The sequence below is a fragment of the Pseudomonas sp. P4_C3 genome (genome assembly GCF_056402075.1).
Genome location: NZ_JBFUIC010000011.1, coordinates 1 through 19,094, shown reverse-complemented (window position 1 = coordinate 19,094; position 19,094 = coordinate 1). Strand labels below are relative to the sequence as shown.

Sequence of the window (19,094 nt, the reverse complement as noted above, 5' to 3'; positions counted from 1 at the left end):
GTGGACTGCACCAGCCACCCGTGGATTCGGCTGTTACTTAGCCATCTCTGCTCGAGCCTTGGCGATCTTGGCTTTAACCGAGTCGAGGTTGAAACTCGCGCCTTTTTGCATCGGCGGGAACTCGATCGCTGTTTCAGCCAGTTTGGCCACCTGCTGCTGGACGAACACGAAACGCCAGAATTGGAACTTGAACCAGTCGAAGTATTGTTGTGAACCCTGCGCGGCCTGATTTTCCGGCCAGCCCATGCGCTCGAACGGGTCGAGTCGAAGATTGGTCAGGTTCGGCACGTCCACATCAACTTTAGCCCCCAACCAGCCACCCGGTTGGTCAATGAAGCGATATTTGTAGTCGTCTATGCGCACTGCACCCAAGGAGCTTTCTCCGAAGTAGAAGACTTCATGCCGGTTCGACGGACCTTTTCCGGTGATCATTGGAGTTTGATCATAGCCGTCCAGGTGAACTTTGTAGGTGGTGTCGCCCAATTGTTTGCCTTTGAGCAGTTCCGCCGTGATGTTCGGGTTGCCCGCCGCCGCGACCAGGGTCGGGAACCAGTCCATGCCGGACATGATGCCGTTGCCGATCTGGTTGGCCGGCACCTTGCCCGGCCAGCGGATGATCGCCGGCACCCGGAAGCCACCTTCCATGACCGTGCCTTTGCCCATGGCGAACGGCGTCGTGCCGCCATCGGGCCAGGTGAAGTTTTCCGCACCATTGTCGGTGGTGAAAATTACGATGGTGTTGTCGTCCATACCGTCTTTTTTCAGCTTCGCCAGGACGTCGCCAACGATGTCATCGAGCTGCGCCATGCCGGCTTCCTGTTCCGACCAGCCATTCTGCGAGTTGCGCATGGCTTCGTACTTGTCGGACAGGTGCGTGACGATGTGCATGCGGGTCGGGTTGAGCCAGACGAAGAACGGTTTGTTGTCCTGTTTGGCCTTGTCGATGAAAGAGAAGGCCTTGTCGCGAATCTCCTCGTCGACGGTTTTCATCCGCTCCGGATAGAGCGTACCGGCGTCTTCGATTTTCTGCTTGCCCACCTTGCCCCAGCGCGGCATCACGGTCGTGTCATCGGTGGTGGAGGCCCAACTGTGGACCATGTTGCGTGGGCCGACGCTGTCCAGCAGTTCCTTCGGATAATTGGGGTGCGCCGGGTCTTCCATGGCGTCGAGGTGATAGAGGTAGCCGAAGAATTCATCGAAACCGTGGACGGTGGGCAGGAACTGGTTGAGGTCACCCAAGTGGTTCTTGCCGAACTGGCCAGTGGCATAACCCATGGCCTTGAGTGCGGTCGCGATGGTGACGGCTTCGGCGGGAATACCCACGGGCGAGCCGGCCTGGCCGACAGTGGTCATGCCCGTACGAATCGGCAGTTCGCCGGTGATGAAATTGGCGCGGCCGGCGGTGCAACTGGCTTCGGCGTAATAGTCGGTGAAACGCATGCCTTCGTTCGCTAGCTGATCAAGGTTGGGCGTTCGGCCGGCCATCATGCCCTGGTTGTAGACGCCGATATTCGACCAGCCGATATCGTCGCCCATGATCACCAGGATGTTGGGGGCTTTGTCGGCGGCCAGGGTCAGGCTGGGAAACGCCATTGCAGACAGCAACAGGGGGACCGCTAACATCGAGGTTAAGGTTGTCCGATTCATGTCGAGCTCCTGCGTACTTGCGTGAGTAAATCGAGACGAGCCCCCAACCGTCGTTGAAATTCGTAACCCCCGGGAAGAGCGTAGGTTTGAATTGCGAAATATCCAGTAATGGATAGTCAGAAAGCATTGATTCAGGCGCATTGCGCCGAAAGAGTGTCCCGTTAAAGACACCGGCGAAATCGGGGCGGCGAGCGGTACTCGCCGCCTCGATCGTCATTACCGGGCGGCAGTGGCGGCCAGCAAGGGTGCGATTTGCTCATCGGTCAATGCGGCGTGCACGTCCATGCTCATCAGGTCGTTCCACTCCAGCACCCATTTTTGAATCGGCACCAAATCACTCGCCTCGGCAATGCCGAAGCCGGCCGAGCTCCCTACAGCATGCCAGCGTCCGTGCATGGTGACGCCTGCAGGCGGCGCGCCACCGGTCTTGAGAAAACGTGCGATTGCGGCATCACGGTTGTCCGGGCTGATTGTCCAACTGACGATGAATAACATCGGCCACCTCCTGTTACGGATTGGCACCGGTCTTTATGCGCGTACCTGGCTGGCGCCGGGGCCGTGGCCACGCTTGGATTTCCAGTTCCGTCCTGGCTGGCTTGCGGCAAAATCTCCCATGGAAGGCATAGCAGCGCCTCGCGATTCATGTACGACCGCTGATCCTGTTCCGGTGCATTTTCGAGGGGGTAACAGACGCCTGTTTCACCAGCGAAACATGGGCAGCGGGCGCAGCGGCGAGCGGATGAATTGCCGGGCTGAAAGCTTCATCAGCATCGAGTGAAAACCGTGATCGGGAAAGGTCGCCTGCACGGTTTTGATGAAGCTTCGGGGCAAGCCGAAACGCACCAGGCCCAGGGACACATCCACCAGATCGGCCTGGCGGAAGGGTTCGACACTGTTGGCACAAGCGCCGCGATACCGGCGCAGCTTGTGATGCTCAAGTATCAACGCACTGACTTCATCCTTCAGTTCCGCTCGTTGCTGGCTGTCGAGGTACTCAGTGGCCAGGGCAATGGATGGCGGCAGGTAGTCGAGGGTGTCATCGGTCCAGATACCCAGGTCATGAAATGCCGCTGCGATCTGTACGGCGTCCGAGGGCAAACCTTCGGCACCGCTGAGGGCAACATGGAAATTCAGCACCCGGTAAATGTGGTTGCGGTAGCCCTGCAGGTCGGCACCGATGGCCAGGGCGTACGTGGTGAGAATCTTGTCGGTGAGGGGGAATTCGAGAAGAGGTTTCATCAGGCGTCACGCAACAGGTCGTTGGCATTGAGCAGTTCGTAGGCAATCTCCGGGCGCTTTTCCATGGCACGGCGAATAGCGGCGGGGATGTTGGCGCGGGTCTTGCGGCACAGCCCCGGCAGTTCGCCAACGCGGATGCCGATGCCGCGCATGGTGCGCACTTCGTTGAAGCCGGGGGCGATGTCCACGCGCAGACCCAACTGTTCGAACATGCGCCGTTGCACGTGCTCAAGATCGCTCAGACTCTGCAGGTTTTCCAGGCGTTCGATCAGGCGTTTTTCTTCGTTGCGGGTCAGAAACAGAATGCGCAGGTCCGCCCCCGGTGTTTCCAGCAACGGGTCACGCCCGCAGTCGCAGGCGCCAGGTGGGCAGGGTGAGCGGATCGCAGCGGTGGTGGTCATGGGGATCAATCATAGAGCGCTGTGATCGAATTTGCCCATAGGGATTTGTGGGGGCGATGCAAAGCAATGTAGGAGCGAGCTTGCTCGCGATGGCGGAGTATCAGCCGACATCATTGCTGAATGTCAGTCCGCAATCGTCGGAACGCCGCCCGGAGCAAGCTCGCTCCCACAGGTTTTACGGTGAGTCTCGCTTACCTCACTTCAAGACAAGCATCCGATAAACGCCGTCTTCGACTTCGATCCCGTGGGTGTCATGGGTGAAGCCGGGGAAGGATTTGTCGAAGGCTTCCAGTGCCTTGAGATACGCCAGCAATGGACCGTCCGCCGGACCCGCGTTCTCGCCTGGCATGAGCAGCGGGATGCCTGGTGGATACGGCACGATACCGGTCGCGGCAAGACGCCCGGCGGCTTCGTTGAGGGTGACCAGTTCGATGTCGTTGCGCACCAGTTTTTCGTAGGCCTCCACCGGGCTGAACTCGGCTTTTGGCAGGGTGCCGAAGGCCTGGGACATGTTGGCGGTGGTCTTGTGTTTCTTCATGGCGGCGAAGATTTCGTCGGCCAGATCCTTCAGGCCCATGCCGGCATAGCGGTGCTGGTTGGCGTTGTACAGGTCGGGCAGGCACAGCTCGAGCTCGGCGTTGTCGTCGTAATCGCGTTTGAAGTCGAGCAGGGCATTGAGCAGCGTGCCCCATTTGCCTTTGGTGATACCGATGGAGAACAGGAACAGGATGGTGAAGTCGGTGGTTTTCTCGACCACGATACCCTGACGACCCAGGTAAGCGGTGACTACGCAGGCGGGGATGCCATTGGTGAGCAGGTTGCCGTCGTCACCCATGCCCGGGGCAAGTACCGAAACCTTGATCGGGTCGAGCATGCAGTAGCCGTCTTCGATGTCACCGAAACCGTGCCATACCGCGTTCGGGTGCAGGACCCAGCAGTTCGGGTCGGTTTTAAGCGTAGCCGGGTCGACCTCATGGAACGGCACGGTCGCTGCGCCAACCTGTACGGTCGGTGGCTGCCAACAGGTGAAGAACCAGTCATCCTTGCTCAGCATCTCGTTGTGCATGCGCGAGAGAACCTGGCGGAAGCTGATCGCTTCTTCAATCGATTCGCTGGTGAGGATCTGCCCGCTCGGCGCTTCCATCATTGCCGAGCTGACGTCACAGGACGCCATGATCGCGTAGTTCGGCGAGGTCGAGGCGTGCATCATGTACGACTCGTTGAAGCGCGCATGTTCGATCGGGTTACGCCCGTCACGTACGTGGATCATCGAGGCCTGGGACAGGGCGGCCAGCAATTTGTGGGTCGACTGGGTGGCGAACACGGTCGGCTTGGACTTGTCGTGATCGGCCGGGTTGCCGTGCATGGCATGGCGCCCGCTGTACAGCGGGTTGAAGCGCGCATAACCGTACCAGGCTTCGTCGAAGTGCAGACGGTCGACACTTTCGCCCAGCAGCTCTTCGACGCGGGTGACGTTGTAGGTCAGGCCGTCGTAGGTGGAGTTGGTGACAATGGCGTGCACCGGCGTCGGGTCGATGCCTGCCTTGACCAGCGGGTTGTTGGCGATGGCGGCTTTCACGCCTTCGGCGCTCAGGGTCTGCGGCAGGATCGGGCCGATGATGCCGTAGCGGTTGCGGGTCGGCACCAGGTAGGTCGGAATCGCCCCGGACAGAGTCATCGCATGCTCGGCGGACTTGTGGCAATTGCGGTCGCACAGGGCGATCTGGTTGCGCGTGACGCTGGCCATGAGGATGACGCGGTTGGACATCGACGAACCGTTGGTCACGTAATACGTGCGGTGCGCGCCGAAAACCTTGGCGGCATAACGTTCGCCCTGGCCGATGGGGCCGCTGTGATCGAGTAGCGAACCGAGTTCGCCGACCGAGATCGACAGGTCGGAACGCAGCAGGTTTTCGCCGAAGAACTCGTAGAAGGCCCGGCCTGCGGTGCTCTTCAGGAATGCCGTGCCACCGGCATGCCCTGGGGTGTGCCACGAGTATTCATAGTTGCGGGCAAACTTCACCAGCGCGCCGAACATCGGCGGCAGGGCAGCCTGGCGATAGCGTTCGATGGCCGCCAGGATGCGCCCGCTGAGGAAACGGGAGGTGTCCTCGGGCAGCCAGATGAAGTCGTCGGCGTGTTGCATGACCAATAACGGAATGGTCGACGCGGTGGTACGGTCGCTGATCAGGAACACCGGCACCCGGGTGTTGCGCTCACGCAGCTTGACCAGCAATTTGGTGCAGTCGGCGTGGCCTTCGCTGGTGTCCATTTCCCATCGGATGAGCACGCATTGAATAGCCGGGTCAGAGCGCAGGATCGAGGCGGCATCGGTGAGGCTTTCCGAGGCCAGAACACTGACGCCACGTCCCTCTACGTCGTGGACCAGTTGGTCCAGGGCGCGGCCGAACACCGTTCGCTTGTCCGGCGGACTGCTGACCAGTAGCGCCAGCATGCCCAGCGAGTGTTTATATTCCGTCATGCTTGAACCTCCATAGTGGCTGTATTCAGATTATTCACCGGCACTGGCTCGGCAGTGAGGTGCTGCGCGCTGACGGTTTGCGTCGGTACGCTGTTGTTGAGAGCTTCGAGGCGGATCAGGCGGTTGTTGACGAAGCCGAACAGGGTGTAACCGAAGATCGTGGCCACGCCGCCCAGCATCAGGGCCTGCTCACCGGAGCTGTACAGTGCCAGGTAGCTGTAGGCCGCCGCGATCAGGGCAATGACGTTGGTCACCAGTGCCTTGCCTTCCGGCACGTTGGAGACTTTCTGCATGGTCATCAGCGCGGCCATGGACAGGATGTAAGGCACCAGGTTGGTCACCACCGCGAGATTGACCAGGGTGTCGAACTGCTTGCTCAGGTCAGGGCTGATGGTGAGCAGGGCCAGCGCGGTCTGTGCGGCGAGCAGTACCAGCATGCCGACAATCGGCGTTCCCGCTTTGTTGGCCTTGGCGAAGATCGACAGGAAGTAACCGGTGTCCGCCGAGCTTTTGTACACCTGGGCGATGGTGAACTGCCAACCCAGCAGCGAGCCGATGCAGGCGAGTACCATGGCCGCCATCACGATGTCGCCGACCATTGGGGTGAACATCTTGGCAAACACCAGGCCGAACGGTGCGGTGGACGCGACCAGTTCTTCGTTGCCGACGATACCGAAGATGACGTTGGTGGAGACGATGTAGATCACCGCCGCACCCAGGGTGCCGCCCAGCACGGCAATCGGTACGTTGCGCTCAGGGTTTTCCACCGCGTCGGTGTTGGCGCAAGCCGATTCCAGGCCGAGGAAGGCCCACAGGGTGATCGCCACCGAGGCGCCTGCCGCTTCGAACCAGCCTTTGTCGTGAGGGTTCCAGCCTGCGGCGTAGACGCTGCTGTCGAACCAGAACCAGCCCACCGTGGATACCAGCACCACCGGGGCAATTACACCCCAGACCGTGATCGCACCGATCCGGCCGGTAATGCTGGCGCCGCCAAAGTTGGCGAAGGTGGTGATCCACAACAGAGCAATAGTCGCCAGACCTACTTGCAGCGAATCGAGTTTTATCCCGAACAACACCTGGATATAACCAACCGCAGTAATACTGATCGCCACGTTGGCAATCAACAGCGACAGACCGTAGGTGTAGTTGGTGATGTAGTTACCCGCTTTACCGAACGTGTATTCGGCATAACCGCCCATGCCGCCGGTCTTGCGGCTGAGCATCCCGCATCGCGCAAACGCGTAGGCCAGAGCGAGGGAACCGGTGGCCGTCACCAGCCAGGAGAGGATCGAAATTGCACCGACTTCCGCGAGTTTCGTCGGTAGAAGCACAATGCCGGAGCCCAACATGTTGACGGCAGTCAACATTGTCAGTTGCCCCACACTCATTTTCTTTGCGACTGACATTCCGTTGCCTCACTTAGTTGGCGATTGAGAGTCTTAGCTATAGCAAAGGATTGAAAACTCGCAAGAAATGACATTGCCCATCTCGTTTTCGCTTTAATTTGCAGAAAAGGCACGATGCTGGCCCCCAAGTTTAAAAATCCTCAGCAAAATTAGTTCATTTTCAGCCAGTTAAATAGGTCAAGATGCGCAAGATATGGATCGCGTTAATCCCGCTGGTAGTTGCGGGTGTAGCCAATTCGGCTCAAGCCAAAGAGCTGGCCAGCAATGATCAGTACATGTGCAGTTGGGGTGCGGGCACCGCTGCAAGGGCACAGGAACTCAAGCTTGCAGGCGTTTCTTTGTATGCTGCGCGCCAGAAAATCCAGGTCTACAAGTTCGCCAAAACCTGGATGCGCATGATGGCACTTGGCATTACAGAGCAAACTTATGACAGTCCGTCGCGATTCAAACCGACTGCTGTACGGCAGAGCTTTTATGAGGACTGCGTCAGGTACAAGTTGGCACGTAAATAAACAAGAAACGGGCGCTGGTCGGATCGACCACGGTGTGGGCGTGTGACGTCTATATTGATTGACCATCCCAGCGATCCGATGGGGTGTTAAAGCCGGTTTTTTACAACTTAATCAGGAGGTCACCATGAACCAGATCGATAAAGTGTTGTACACCGCCAAAACCCACACCACCGGCGGGCGTGACGGCGCCTCCCGCAGCTCCGACGGAATCCTCGATGTGAAGCTGTCGTCGCCAGGTGCGGGCGGTGGCGGTACTAACCCTGAGCAACTGTTCTCTGCCGGATGGTCAGCCTGTTTTATCGGCGCCATGCAGGTTGCGGCCAGGGAAATGAAAGTAGCGTTGCCCAAGGATGTGGCCGTCGATGCCGAAGTCGACCTGGGCACCAATGAAGGCGGCTACCTGCTCCAGGCGCGGCTCAATGTCAGCCTGCCAGGGCTGGATCGCGAAACCGCGCAGAAAATCGTCGACACCGGGCACCAGTACTGCCCGTACTCGAAAGCCACGCGCAACAACATCAACGTCGTACTCAAGCTGGTTTGAGTTGATGTGAAAAGGTCTTGGCGAATGACATGGGTTATCGCCAAGACCTGAAAGGCTCGCCCCACAAATATTGTGGCCGACCGCGGGACTCACATTCACTGAAGATCAAACCTGTGGGAGCGAGCTTGCTCCGGGCGGCGATCCGACGATGGCGAAGTGTCAGGCGACATCGATGTCGAATGTGCTGGCCTCATCGCGAGCAAGCTCGCTCCCACAGGTTCTGTGTTTTAACTGACGGAGCAATCAATTCATCTTGCTGTGATCATGCATCATCGAGCTGTGATCCATAGTGCCAATCGCCTTGGCAACGGCTTCAACCTGAATCGACGCTTTCTCACCCCTGGCGTCTTCCACGGTCAGGGTCAGCGGCACCTTGTCGCCTTCCTTGATCTGGCCCGTCAGGTTCATGAGCATGATGTGGTAGCCGTGGGGATCGAAGCTCACCGCTTTACCGGCGGGCAGTGCGACGGCGCCCACCTGCTGCATTTTCATCACGTCGTCTTTCATGCTCATTTCATGGATCTGCACAAGCCCGGCAACCGGCGTTTGCACGCTCAGCAGTTTGCTGTCGCTGCTCGCGGTGACGGTCATGAAGGCACCGCTCGACGGCTGGCCGGCCACGGTGGCGCGGACCCAGGCGTCTTCGACCTCGGTTTGTGCCGACGCCTGAAAGGCCAGGCCGACCAGGGACAAGCCCAGCGCCAGTTGCTTGCAGCGTTGTGCGAAACGGTTTTTAGCCTGCGGGGCATTCATTTCAGCAAACCTCCATCACGGTGAGCAGGTCTTCTGCGCACTCTTGGGCCGTCAGGGACGTGGACAGTCCCAGGCGCAGAGTGCCCCGGGAGTCGAAGACATAGCTGGTCGCGGTATGGGAGAGGGTATAGGTATCGCCGCTCGGGACTTTTTCAAAAAACACGCCAAATTCCTTGGCGGTGGCAGCGGTTTCTTCCAGGGTGCCGTACAGCGCTTCAAAACTCGGGTCGAAGGCTTTTACGTATTTATCGATCATCTCTGGCGTGTCGCGCTCAGGGTCCAGGGTGATGAAGATCACCTGCAGCCTTTCGCCATCGCGACCCATCAGCTTTTTGGCCTGGGCCGCGCGGGCCAGGGTGGTCGGGCACACGGCCGGGCACTGGGTGAAACCGAAGAACACCATCGGCATCAGGCCGCGATAGCTGCCCAGCATCCGGGTTTCGCCCTGAGCGTTCTTGAGCTTGAAGTTGCGCCCCATGATCTTGTCGCTGAGGTCTTTGCCGTACTTGAACGACAGCTTGCTGCTGTCGTCGCAACCGGCGAGCAGGCCCAGGCTCAACAGGCCCATGCCTTGCAGGACCGTTCGGCGGGTATACACAGTACTCATGAAAAAAAGCATCCTGTTGAACAGGCTGAAATGACAGCGTGATGACTGTACAGACGAAAAAATCGTGGGGATGTTAACAAACTGTGTCGGTGCCGGAGGGGCGGATACGACCATTGGACCGACACAGAGGCGTGACATAGTGTCGCGCCGGAACGGGGCTTGATGATTTTGTAGGGGGGATTAACGACGCAGCTGCGCGCAATGATCCTCTTCCGGTTGTGCGGCGGTGTACCACACGTAATCCGCACTCTCGGCAGTCACGGTCTTGCCCGCTTCGGCCAGGATCAGCACCGCATTCCCTTCACCGGCACCGAGGTCTTTCAAGTGCAATGGCACCCCCAGGTCCTTGCGCACGTGGAAGGCACCGGCCAGCAGCAACGCCGGCAGAGGCGCGGCCATCAGGCGCTCCGCCATGTGCCGGTCACGCTGTTGCTGCACCGCGAGCATCGCCGGCATCTGTGCTTCGGGCAACAGACCACAATGGGATTCGCGGATGTCGTCCAGCAAGGTCGCCTGCACCTGTTGGGTGGTGGACGCTTGCCCCGTGAGTACCGGGCGCTGTTTGTAGATCTGCATGATCTGCGCGCGGTCCAGGTTCGCCGCCAGCAGCGGATACGGTTGTCGCAGCGCGTAGGTGACCAGTGCGCCATAAACACTCCAGTCCCAATTGGCCTGCCAGGCCAGCGCCGTGAACGCATCGGCCGGTGGCTGTCCGGCGCGGGTCGCGGCTTGGGCGGCATCGACCCTGGCCTGTTGATCGGGATTGAGCATTTCCATCAGCAGACTGCCCTGGGCGCGTTGTGCCGCCAGTTCGCGCAGCAACCACAGTTGCAGGGCGTGGTGGTCCGGGTTGTCGTGCTGCTCTCCGGCCAAAACACGTGGGGCAGCGGCCAGGCGTTGGACCAGTTCTTGCGGCGTCAGCGTGCGGCCCGTGGCGAGTTCACGGATGACCCCGAAGTCAGTGTGATCACGCCCTTGCGGGGCGATCGACGCCGGCAGTGGTGTAACTTGATGGGTTTGGCAGGCAGCCAACAGGCTGAATGCACAGAGCAATACAAAGCGCATCGGTTTTCCTTATTGGACAGGTGCCCCCTCGATGACAGAGGAGGGGGGCGGTATCAGCGCGCGATGATCAACGGATGGCCGCGTTCCGGATGCTGGTGGATCAGCACCTCCAACCCATAGACCGCCGCCAGCGCTTCGGCGGTCAGCACCTCGGCCGGTGGACCGTAGGCGTGGGGCAGGCCCTGTTGCAACAACAGTAGTTGATCGCAGTAACGTGCGGCCAGGTTGAGGTCGTGCAGAATCACCAGCACCGCCGCCCCGCGCTCGGCGAAATCACGCACGGCTTGCAAAATGGTGTGCTGGTGCAGCGGATCGAGCATCGACGTCGGTTCATCGAGCAGCAGGGTTTGCCCTTCGGCACCCGGCCACAGTTGAGCGAGCACCCGCGCCAGATGCACGCGCTGGCGTTCACCGCCGGACAGGGCCAGGTAACTGCGTCCGGCCAGATGAAGCGCATCGGCAGCTGAAAGCGCCTCGGCGACGATTTCGCCATCGCGCACACGGCCGCTGGCGTGAGGCAAGCGACCCATGCCCACGACTTGATTGACCGAGAAGGCAAAGTTCAGGCTCGAACTCTGCGGCAGCACGGCCAGGCGTTTGGCCCGTTCCTGATCCGGCCAGTCGGCGAGTGGACGCTCGTCGAGGCTGACCGTGCCTTCGCTGCTCGCCAGTTCGCCGCATAAAGCGGTGAGCAGGGTGCTTTTGCCGGCACCATTGGGCCCCAGCACACCGAGCACTTCACCGGGGCGCAACTCGATATCGATGTTCGCCAGTACCGTGCGGTTGCCACGACGTACCAGCAAGTTGTTTGCCCGCAGCATCAGGAACGCCCTCGTACCAGCAGATAAAGAAAGAACGGAGCGCCGATCAGTGCCGTCACGATGCCGATGGGTAATTCCGCCGGCGCCAACAGCAGGCGTGCGGCCAGGTCGGCCAGCAACAGCAGGCTGGCGCCGGCCAGCAACGACGCGGGCAGTAACACCCGGTGATCAGGACCGACCAGCAGACGCATCAGATGCGGTACCACCAAGCCGATAAAACCGATCAGGCCTGCCGCGGCGACTGCCGCGCCGACGCCGAGCGCCGTGCACAGCACCAGCTCAAGCTTGATCCGCTCGATGTCGAAGCCCAGGTGCCGGGCCTCCGACTCACCCAGCAGCATGGCATTGAGCGCCGCCGCCCGACGGGGCAACCACAGCGCCACGCCCAGGGTGACGATCAGCAACGGCCACAAGCGCAGGTAGCTGGCACCGTTGAGGCTGCCCAGGTTCCAGAACGTCAAGGTGCGCAAGGTCGCGTCATCGGCCAGGTAGGTGAACAGCCCCACGCCGGCACCGGCCATGGCCGTCATCGCCACTCCCGCCAAGAGCAGGGTGGCAACGTCGGTTTGCCCGTTGCGGCGGCCGAAGCGATACACCACCGCCGTGACAATCAAGCCACCGGCGAAGGCGCTGACCGACAGCAGATAAGGTTCGATGGCCGCTGGCATGCCGCCGAGCAGGCTGCCGCCGACGATGGCGAGCGCGGCACCGAGTGCCGCGCCACCGGAAACACCGACCAGGCCCGGATCGGCCAAGGGGTTGCGGAACAACCCCTGCATCGCCACGCCGGACAACGCCAGTACCGAACCCACGGCGATGCCGAGCAAGCTGCGCGGCAGGCGAATCTGACCGAGGATCAACTCCGCCTGCTGCGTGTCGCCACCGTCAAGTGGCAACCCGAGCAGGCGCATCCCGCCCAGCAAGGTATCGCCCAGCGGCAGGCTGACCGGCCCGAGGGCCAGGGACAGCCAGAACACCAGCACCAGCAACAGCAGCAAAAAGATCAACGTCGGACGCGGCCGAAAAATGGCCGTCATGGGTTGGTCCCGGCGGTCTGCGCTTTGGCGTTCGGGTAGAACGCCGTGGCACAGGCCGGCAGTGTCTTGATACGCATCGGGACTATTCCTTAGCCGATCAGAGGGGGTGGTGGGCATCGAAACCTTCGTAGCGGGTGATGATGCCATCGACGCCCGGCTTACGCACACGCCACGGTTCGGTCACGCCAGTGGTTTCTGATGCAGGTTGAACATTGGGGCGAGCACGCTAAATCAGGTGTCCATCCAGCGCAGGCTGTGCATTGTCATCGATCATGAGAATAACTTGTGATCATCACGATTAAAATGAGTTTGTCTCACTCGCTGGCACTGTCGACAATGGCCCCATTGAACGCATTGGAGTTATTTGACATGGCTGTGGCCCATTCCCTTGGATTTCCGCGCATTGGTCGCGACCGCGAACTGAAAAAGGCTCAAGAGGCGTTCTGGAAGGGCGAGCTCGACGAAGCCGGTCTGCGCACCGTGGGCCGCGACCTGCGCAAGACCCACTGGGACTTGCAGAAAAAGGCCGGGATCGAGCTGTTGCCGGTCGGTGACTTTGCCTGGTACGACCAGGTCCTGACCCACTCGCTGATGTTCGGTGTGATCCCTGAGCGCTTCCGCCCGCACGATGGCAAGGCCAGCCTGCAAACCCTGTTCGGCATGGCGCGCGGTGTGAGCGACAGCTGCTGCGGCGGCGCGCATGCCCAGGAAATGACCAAGTGGTTCGACACCAACTATCACTACCTCGTGCCTGAATTCAGCGCCGATCAACAATTCCAGCTCGGCTGGGATCAGCTGTTCGAAGAAGTCGAAGAGGCCCGCGCACTGGGGCACCACGTCAAGCCGGTGATCATCGGCCCGTTGACTTACCTGTGGCTGGGCAAGGTCAAGGGCGCCGAATTCGACAAGCTGGAGCTGCTGGATCGTCTGCTGCCACTGTACGGTCAAATCTTCCAGCGCCTCGCGGCACAAGGCGTTGAATGGGTACAAATCGACGAGCCGATCCTGGTCCTCGATTTGCCGCAGGACTGGAAAAACGCCTTTGAGCGCGCCTACAACCTGATTCAGCGCGACCCGCTGAAGAAGCTGGTCGCCACTTACTTCGGCGGTCTGGAAGAGAACCTGGGCCTGGCCGCCAACCTGCCGGTGGACGGTCTGCACATCGATCTGGTGCGCGCACCTGAGCAGTTCCCGACCATCCTCGACCGCCTGCCGGCCTACAAAGTGCTGTCGCTGGGCGTGGTCAACGGCCGCAACGTCTGGCGCTGCGACCTGGAAAACGCCCTGGCCACGTTGCAGTATGCTCACGAGCGTCTGGGTGATCGCCTGTGGGTCGCGCCATCCTGCTCGCTGCTGCACAGCCCGGTTGACCTGGGGCGTGAAGACAAGCTCGATGCCGAACTGAAAAGCTGGCTGGCGTTTGCCGTGCAGAAGTGTGAAGAAGTTGCGGTGCTGGCTCAGGCGGTGAATGAACCTGAAGCGCCGAAGGTGCTTGAAGCGCTGACTCGAAGCCGTGCCGTGCAGGCCAGCCGTGCTGCGTCGCCGCGCATCCACAAACCGGCCGTGCAGGCACGTGTTGCCGCGATCACCGCCAAGGACAGCCAGCGTCATTCGCTGTTTGCCCAGCGTATCGAGAAGCAACGCGCCGGTTTGAACCTGCCGCTGTTCCCGACCACCACCATCGGTTCGTTCCCGCAAACCGCGTCGATCCGTCTGGCTCGCCAGTCGTTCAAGCAAGGCAAACTGACCGAAGCCGAATACACCGAAGCGATGCACAGCGAGATCCGTCACGCCGTGCAAGTGCAGGAACACCTGGGCCTGGACGTGCTGGTGCACGGTGAAGCCGAGCGTAACGACATGGTCGAGTACTTCGCCGAGCAACTCGACGGCTACGTGTTCACCCGTTTCGGTTGGGTCCAGAGCTACGGTTCGCGCTGTGTGAAACCGGCGGTGATCTTCGGCGACCTGAGCCGTCCGAACGCCATGACCGTGGAGTGGATCCGCTACGCCCAAGGCCTCACCGACAAAGTGATGAAGGGCATGCTGACCGGTCCTGTGACCATGCTGATGTGGTCGTTCCCGCGCGAAGACGTGAGCCGCGAAGTGCAGGCCCGCCAACTGGCCCTGGCGATTCGCGACGAAGTGGTGGACCTGGAAGCCGCCGGGATCAAGATCGTGCAGATCGACGAAGCCGCGTTCCGCGAAGGCTTGCCGTTGCGCCGGGCGCAGTGGCAGCACTACCTGGACTGGGCGACCGAAGTGTTCCGCCTGTGCGCCTGCGGCGTGCGTGACGAAACCCAGATCCACACCCACATGTGCTACAGCGAATTCAATGATGTGATCGAGTCCATCGCCGCCATGGATGCCGACGTGATCACCATCGAAACCTCGCGCTCGGACATGGAACTGCTGGATGCGTTCGAAGCCTTCGCTTACCCCAACGAAATCGGCCCGGGCGTGTATGACATCCACTCGCCACGGGTGCCGGACTCCGCGGAAATGGCCAACCTGCTGCGCAAGGCCGCCAAGCGTATTCCCGCCGACCGCCTGTGGGTCAACCCGGACTGCGGCCTGAAGACCCGCGGCTGGCCGGAAACCGAAGCGGCGCTGGTGCACATGGTCAATGCGGCGCGCCAGCTGCGTAAAGAGTGGGCCTGACGCTTTAGTGGGGGTGGCACTGAAACCTGTGGGAGCGAGCTTGCTCGCGATGGCGGCGTGACAGCCACCGACGAAGTGACTACCAGACCGCTATCGCGAGCAAGTCGGATCGCCGCACCGTCGCTCCCACAGTGATTTGGGTGGTTCGCAGATTTTGCGTACAGCCGCCGCTTCTACAGGAATTGCATGACAGTCAGCACCTGTATGCAGGCATTGAAAGCCAATCACCGCCGCGGCTCGGCCACCAACAGCAACGACTGCGGCACAGGGCTTTGCGGGTGCTGCGGCTCCTGCAAGCCGGCTAGCGCAAAACCCGCCATGTCCAGCGCATTGAGCCAGCTGGACAGGGTGCGGAAATACCACGGCATGGGCTGCCACTGCCCCTTGAACCCGGCGAAGGTCTCTTCCCGCCAGCCATCCTGATAGTCGCCCGCCGCAGCTGCCCATGGATGCAACGTCTGGATCACCAGTGCACCGCCAGGAGCGAGCAGGACGTTCATGGCGGCGAGCAGAGGGATGATGTCCTGATGCAGCAGGGCAAAATTGGCGCAGATCAGGTCGTAGTCGCGGCCGATGTCGACTTTCGCTTCGGCCAACGCTTCATAACTCGCCACATGCACCTTCGACGAACCCGCCGCTTGCGCCGCCTCCACCAGCGTCACGTCGCCATCCACACCCACCGCGTCAATGGCCCGTTCAGCCAGCGCGCGCAACAACCAGCCTTCGCCGCAACCCAGGTCGAGTACACGCTCGGGCTGACGACCCAGCACCGCCAGCAGAATGGCCTGGTCGGTGACCTTGAGGCGGCTTTCGATGGTGCCGCTGCGGATGGCGTCGATCCAGGCCTGGGCGTTGTGGTGCCAGCTGTCGAGGAGGATGGATTCGGGGGCTGACATGGTCGATGTCCGGCGTGATGGCTTGGATGAAAGGATAGGGCAACCGAAGGTTAACGGTGGAGCCGGTTTTTACCCGGCTCCACCGACTGCGCGTGGCTAGGCGCTTTTGGTGGCTGCCAAATGATAGGCAACCAACGCGTTGGCGTGGCCATGACCCATGCCGTGTTCGGCTTTGAGCCAGGTCACCATCTCCATGTGTTTCTTGTCGCTGACGGTTTTAAGCAGATCCAGCCAATGGGTGATCGGCTGACCGTACTTTTTTTCGATTGACGGGAAGTACGAAGCCGGTCCTTTGGTTTTTGTCTCTTCGGTCACGATGCAAACTCCCTTTTCGATTTTCCAGGTTCGAAAGCAGCGCCGGTTACGTTACTTATTTGCCGTCAACGAGTCTATCGTCCGAGAGACGAAGCAAGGGGGACTTGAGCATGGCGTGGCATCCGTTCTTGTTCTTGAGCGCAGGTTTGCGGGCTCTATCGATGAGTACCGCAGCGGTGAACTGAATATGAGTTTTGTCGACGTGGCCCAGGCTCAGTTGTTCCGCACTCAACATGAGATCGATCAGGGCGAGGGTAAACTGTGTGCACAGGGTCATGCCTGGGGCTTCAACGATTCCAGCTATTTCTCTACAGCGTTCAAGGTCCGCTTCGGTGTTTCTCCTGACGAATACCGTAAGTGCTACATCAATGCCTCGTTTGAAACTCTGTGGGCGGGCGCGTTTTTTCCCAGTTGCACGAACTGAGCAGCACACTCCCTCAAACATCACCGCCAACAACGTAGTGGGTACCTTCGTCGCCATCTACAGCCTCACCACCGAATGCCATCCGACTATCAAGATTACCGTCCGTCGTCTTTATTTGAATTCAAAAGCCCAGTTCAAAAAAAGAACCTTTAAAAAATAAGAAATTTCTTACTCCGTCCTACAAAAGTCTGAGTGCGGTGCTATTCGGGCTGTTTCAGTTTGGAGTCAATTTTGATGTGGGTTTTTAAATGCTTATGGATATCTGTGAATGTGATGCGATTTTTTAAACTTGAAGTAAACGAAAAGCGAACCGGATATCTTGCGCGAATCTTCCTGAAATATTGAGTGAAAGTTCCTACATCAAAAAAAATGACCTCTTGCGCCAAGTTCTGAAAATTACTAAATATAGAGGTGTCACTAATTCTGGTGGCGCTTCCTCTAACTGCGAGTAATCACTGATGAATAGCGAAAATTTTGGAGACGTTCTTTATTTTGGCGATGAGTTTGAATACGGCTCATGTCCACATATGGCTGGAGGCTCCGGTAGTCAAGGTGGATGTGGAGGTAGTGGTGGATGTGGGGGTGGGGGAGGTTGTAAAGGTGGAAGTGGCGGTAGCGGTGGTAGCGGCGGGAATGCTGTAACTACCCAAGTATCCTCCGACAACGACTGATAACTCATCGAACATGGCTTTTCTGGTCTTGGCCAGAAAAGCCATGCAAAGGATCTGCGTAATGATCAATATACAAAGTTATGAAATTCTTAATTTTCCTGCTGGTAATTTGGTGGTTTCAAAAAGAGGGGTATCGAAGATAAGCTCGCCACCATTGCTGGCGGCCCTGACTAAATTAAAGAGCTATAAAAATATTTCAAAGGATGAGTTCAATGAAATTTTGTCGGAGCATGGTTTGAATCCAGAGGCCGCTTATGAGTTTTTAGAAAAAACACTCTCCATCAGGGAAAACGTTGGTGGCGTGTATTTTGAAAAAACGATCGTGGCCCATGATTGGAGTGAAAATAGCGACTTTGAAGAGTTGTTGAGAAGTGAAATTGATACTCCGCTGGAAGTAAGAAATATCTCAGAATCGCTCAAGGATGTTGTTTTGGGTAAGAAGTATTACATAGTTGTCGCTTGCATGAACTATGATTATGATTTTATAAAGAAAATATACTTCGATCTTGTAAGTGTGGCGCCGGACAGCGCGATCAGTGTTTGTTATCGTACGGGTAATTCTTACTGCATTAGTCAACCATATTTGCCGAAAGTCGGAAATCCATGTCATTTTTGTAGCATAGACAGGCTGATAAACTATGAAGAGTATCACAGTAGCAGGAGTACTTGGTCAAAGCTCCTGCAGTTTTGCAAAAGCAAGCATATAGCAGTTCCTACCAGTCCGCTAAATATTCTGCAGCGATCTTTGGTTGTTGGTGCGATTATTAATAAAATAAAGTTGCTAGCGAGTCTTGATGGCGAATGTCGCTATCAAGATAATATACTTCAAGACTCTTACATTGATTTTAATGGTAATTTTGTGAGAGATGTCCCGGTTTCTCACTGGCATATGTGCGACTGCCTGAGGATGCAGGGATGAAATATATACCCCATGACTACTATCTAAAGTTTATGAGTTCAACTGTTCATGCAGAGACTCTGGATTTTCATGCAAAGGGAAATTATACGATTCACGACGCGTTCAAACATGCTACTCGTCTCCACAATGTCGGCGATGAGCAGCTTGCCAAATTGACCGGGAATGAACTTAGGCTTTACCCAGATCTTAATTTGGTTCTTCCAGTTCGCTCTCAATTAAATAGGGATTCGATTGTTTGTCGTAATGAATCTTGTGAAGCTTTTTCTAGCGCAAATATAGATTTTTCCAAGGTCGAAAAACTAATCTCCCCTATGCTTTCATTAAGAGAGGATAGTTATAAGCGTGGATACCCAAGCGGCGGTGCGCTATATCCAGTTGAAGTGTTTGTTTGTTCTCTCATGGAAGATGAGAAAAGTTGGCCCTGTCCTGAAAAAATATTGCATTTACTACCGCAGTCGAGAGGGTTTGAAGTAATGCAGGATACACAAAATATCCATGACCTTAAAAATGCAATTTTGTCTGCTCCAGGAAATATTGGTACACCGCGTATAGCAATAGTTTATGCCGTCTACATACCTAAAACGCTGTTCAAATACAGGTATCGAGGGTACAGACTTGCGCTAATGGAGGTCGGATCAAGTTATATGCTCATCGAATTGCAAGCTAAAAAGCTTGGGTTGCGATGCAGGTTGTGGTCCGC

At 58.2% G+C, this 19,094-nt stretch carries 18 protein-coding genes and 2 pseudogenes; 6 read left to right on the top strand and 14 right to left on the bottom strand.

All coding sequences use genetic code 11. The features are described 5' to 3' along the window. Window positions 1–33: 33 nt before the first annotated feature. The 6 genes from AC1DVH_RS04295 to potE all read right to left on the bottom strand — a co-directional run bounded on the left by AC1DVH_RS04295 (window position 34) and on the right by potE (window position 7,175). Complete coding sequence (locus AC1DVH_RS04295) at window positions 34–1,647, bottom strand: arylsulfatase (protein ID WP_477752767.1); 1,614 nt, start codon at window positions 1,645–1,647, stop codon at window positions 34–36. Window positions 1,648–1,863: 216 nt separating this feature from the next. Then, window positions 1,864–2,142, bottom strand: a complete 279-nt coding sequence (locus tag AC1DVH_RS04290) for a DUF3303 domain-containing protein (RefSeq protein ID WP_116263655.1) — start codon at window positions 2,140–2,142, stop codon at window positions 1,864–1,866. 204 nt (window positions 2,143–2,346) lie between these two features. Further along, window positions 2,347–2,886, bottom strand: coding sequence for an HD domain-containing protein (locus AC1DVH_RS04285; protein WP_477752766.1), 540 nt, complete (start codon window positions 2,884–2,886; stop codon window positions 2,347–2,349). Continuing rightward, window positions 2,886–3,287: a hypothetical protein gene (locus tag AC1DVH_RS04280; protein ID WP_477752765.1), complete on the bottom strand. Its 402-nt coding sequence runs from the start codon at window positions 3,285–3,287 to the stop codon at window positions 2,886–2,888. The genes AC1DVH_RS04285 and AC1DVH_RS04280 overlap by 1 nt, the downstream gene beginning before the upstream one ends. A 196-nt stretch (window positions 3,288–3,483) precedes the next feature. Then, window positions 3,484–5,769, bottom strand: coding sequence for an Orn/Lys/Arg family decarboxylase (locus AC1DVH_RS04275; protein ID WP_477752764.1), 2,286 nt, complete (start codon window positions 5,767–5,769; stop codon window positions 3,484–3,486). Next, window positions 5,766–7,175, bottom strand: coding sequence for a putrescine-ornithine antiporter (gene potE / locus AC1DVH_RS04270; RefSeq protein WP_477752763.1), 1,410 nt, complete (start codon window positions 7,173–7,175; stop codon window positions 5,766–5,768). Before potE ends, AC1DVH_RS04275 begins: the two co-directional genes overlap by 4 nt. Window positions 7,176–7,357: 182 nt before the next feature. Between potE and AC1DVH_RS04265 the strand changes: the two genes are divergently transcribed. Both AC1DVH_RS04265 and AC1DVH_RS04260 read left to right on the top strand, forming a co-directional pair. Then, the gene (locus AC1DVH_RS04265; protein WP_477752762.1) at window positions 7,358–7,687 is read left to right on the top strand and encodes a hypothetical protein; all 330 of its coding nucleotides are present in this window, start codon (window positions 7,358–7,360) and stop codon (window positions 7,685–7,687) included. Between the two features lie 124 nt (window positions 7,688–7,811). Further along, window positions 7,812–8,228 carry an organic hydroperoxide resistance protein gene (locus AC1DVH_RS04260; RefSeq protein ID WP_007991821.1) on the top strand — a complete coding sequence of 139 codons (417 nt, stop codon included), beginning with the start codon at window positions 7,812–7,814 and terminating at the stop codon, window positions 8,226–8,228. A gap of 243 nt (window positions 8,229–8,471) precedes the next feature. Here the strand turns inward: AC1DVH_RS04260 and AC1DVH_RS04255 are convergent, their stop codons facing one another. The 6 genes and pseudogenes from AC1DVH_RS04255 to AC1DVH_RS04230 all read right to left on the bottom strand — a co-directional run. Then, the gene (locus tag AC1DVH_RS04255; protein WP_477752761.1) at window positions 8,472–8,981 is read right to left on the bottom strand and encodes a copper chaperone PCu(A)C; all 510 of its coding nucleotides are present in this window, start codon (window positions 8,979–8,981) and stop codon (window positions 8,472–8,474) included. A 1-nt stretch (window position 8,982) separates the two neighbouring features. Next, complete coding sequence (locus AC1DVH_RS04250) at window positions 8,983–9,588, bottom strand: SCO family protein (protein WP_477752760.1); 606 nt, start codon at window positions 9,586–9,588, stop codon at window positions 8,983–8,985. 180 nt (window positions 9,589–9,768) lie between these two features. Next, window positions 9,769–10,653 (bottom strand): ChaN family lipoprotein, encoded by an 885-nt coding sequence (locus AC1DVH_RS04245; protein ID WP_477752759.1) that lies wholly within the window; start codon window positions 10,651–10,653, stop codon window positions 9,769–9,771. Between the two features lie 53 nt (window positions 10,654–10,706). Then, entirely contained in the window at window positions 10,707–11,474 is a 768-nt protein-coding gene (locus tag AC1DVH_RS04240) for a heme ABC transporter ATP-binding protein (protein WP_477752758.1), read from the bottom strand. Next, window positions 11,474–12,457 (bottom strand): FecCD family ABC transporter permease, encoded by a 984-nt coding sequence (locus AC1DVH_RS04235; RefSeq protein WP_477752798.1) that lies wholly within the window; start codon window positions 12,455–12,457, stop codon window positions 11,474–11,476. Before AC1DVH_RS04235 ends, AC1DVH_RS04240 begins: the two co-directional genes overlap by 1 nt. Before the next feature lie 166 nt (window positions 12,458–12,623). Next, window positions 12,624–12,766: pseudogene (locus AC1DVH_RS04230) on the bottom strand (hemin-degrading factor); the annotation flags it as partial. A 114-nt stretch (window positions 12,767–12,880) separates the two neighbouring features. On the opposite strand from AC1DVH_RS04230, the gene metE reads away from it, so the two are divergent. After that, window positions 12,881–15,169: a 5-methyltetrahydropteroyltriglutamate--homocysteine S-methyltransferase gene (gene metE, locus AC1DVH_RS04225; RefSeq protein ID WP_477752757.1), complete on the top strand. Its 2,289-nt coding sequence runs from the start codon at window positions 12,881–12,883 to the stop codon at window positions 15,167–15,169. A 224-nt stretch (window positions 15,170–15,393) separates the two neighbouring features. Here metE and AC1DVH_RS04220 read toward each other — a convergent pair whose 3' ends face one another. Continuing rightward, complete coding sequence (locus AC1DVH_RS04220; protein ID WP_477752756.1) at window positions 15,394–16,065, bottom strand: class I SAM-dependent methyltransferase; 672 nt, start codon at window positions 16,063–16,065, stop codon at window positions 15,394–15,396. 96 nt (window positions 16,066–16,161) lie between these two features. Then, on the bottom strand, window positions 16,162–16,380 hold the full coding sequence (locus AC1DVH_RS04215; RefSeq protein WP_223463933.1) for a DUF4287 domain-containing protein: 219 nt from the start codon (window positions 16,378–16,380) through the stop codon (window positions 16,162–16,164). 250 nt (window positions 16,381–16,630) lie between these two features. Here AC1DVH_RS04215 and AC1DVH_RS04210 point away from each other — a divergent pair. From AC1DVH_RS04210 to AC1DVH_RS04200, 3 genes and pseudogenes are all read left to right on the top strand, one after another. Next, window positions 16,631–16,804: pseudogene (locus AC1DVH_RS04210) on the top strand (AraC family transcriptional regulator); the annotation flags it as partial. Between the two features lie 732 nt (window positions 16,805–17,536). Beyond that, the gene (locus AC1DVH_RS04205; RefSeq protein ID WP_477752755.1) at window positions 17,537–18,394 is read left to right on the top strand and encodes an McbB family protein; all 858 of its coding nucleotides are present in this window, start codon (window positions 17,537–17,539) and stop codon (window positions 18,392–18,394) included. After that, a partial coding sequence (locus AC1DVH_RS04200) for a nitroreductase family protein (protein WP_477752754.1) occupies window positions 18,391–19,094 on the top strand: 704 nt, incomplete at its 3' end. The genes AC1DVH_RS04205 and AC1DVH_RS04200, both read left to right, overlap by 4 nt.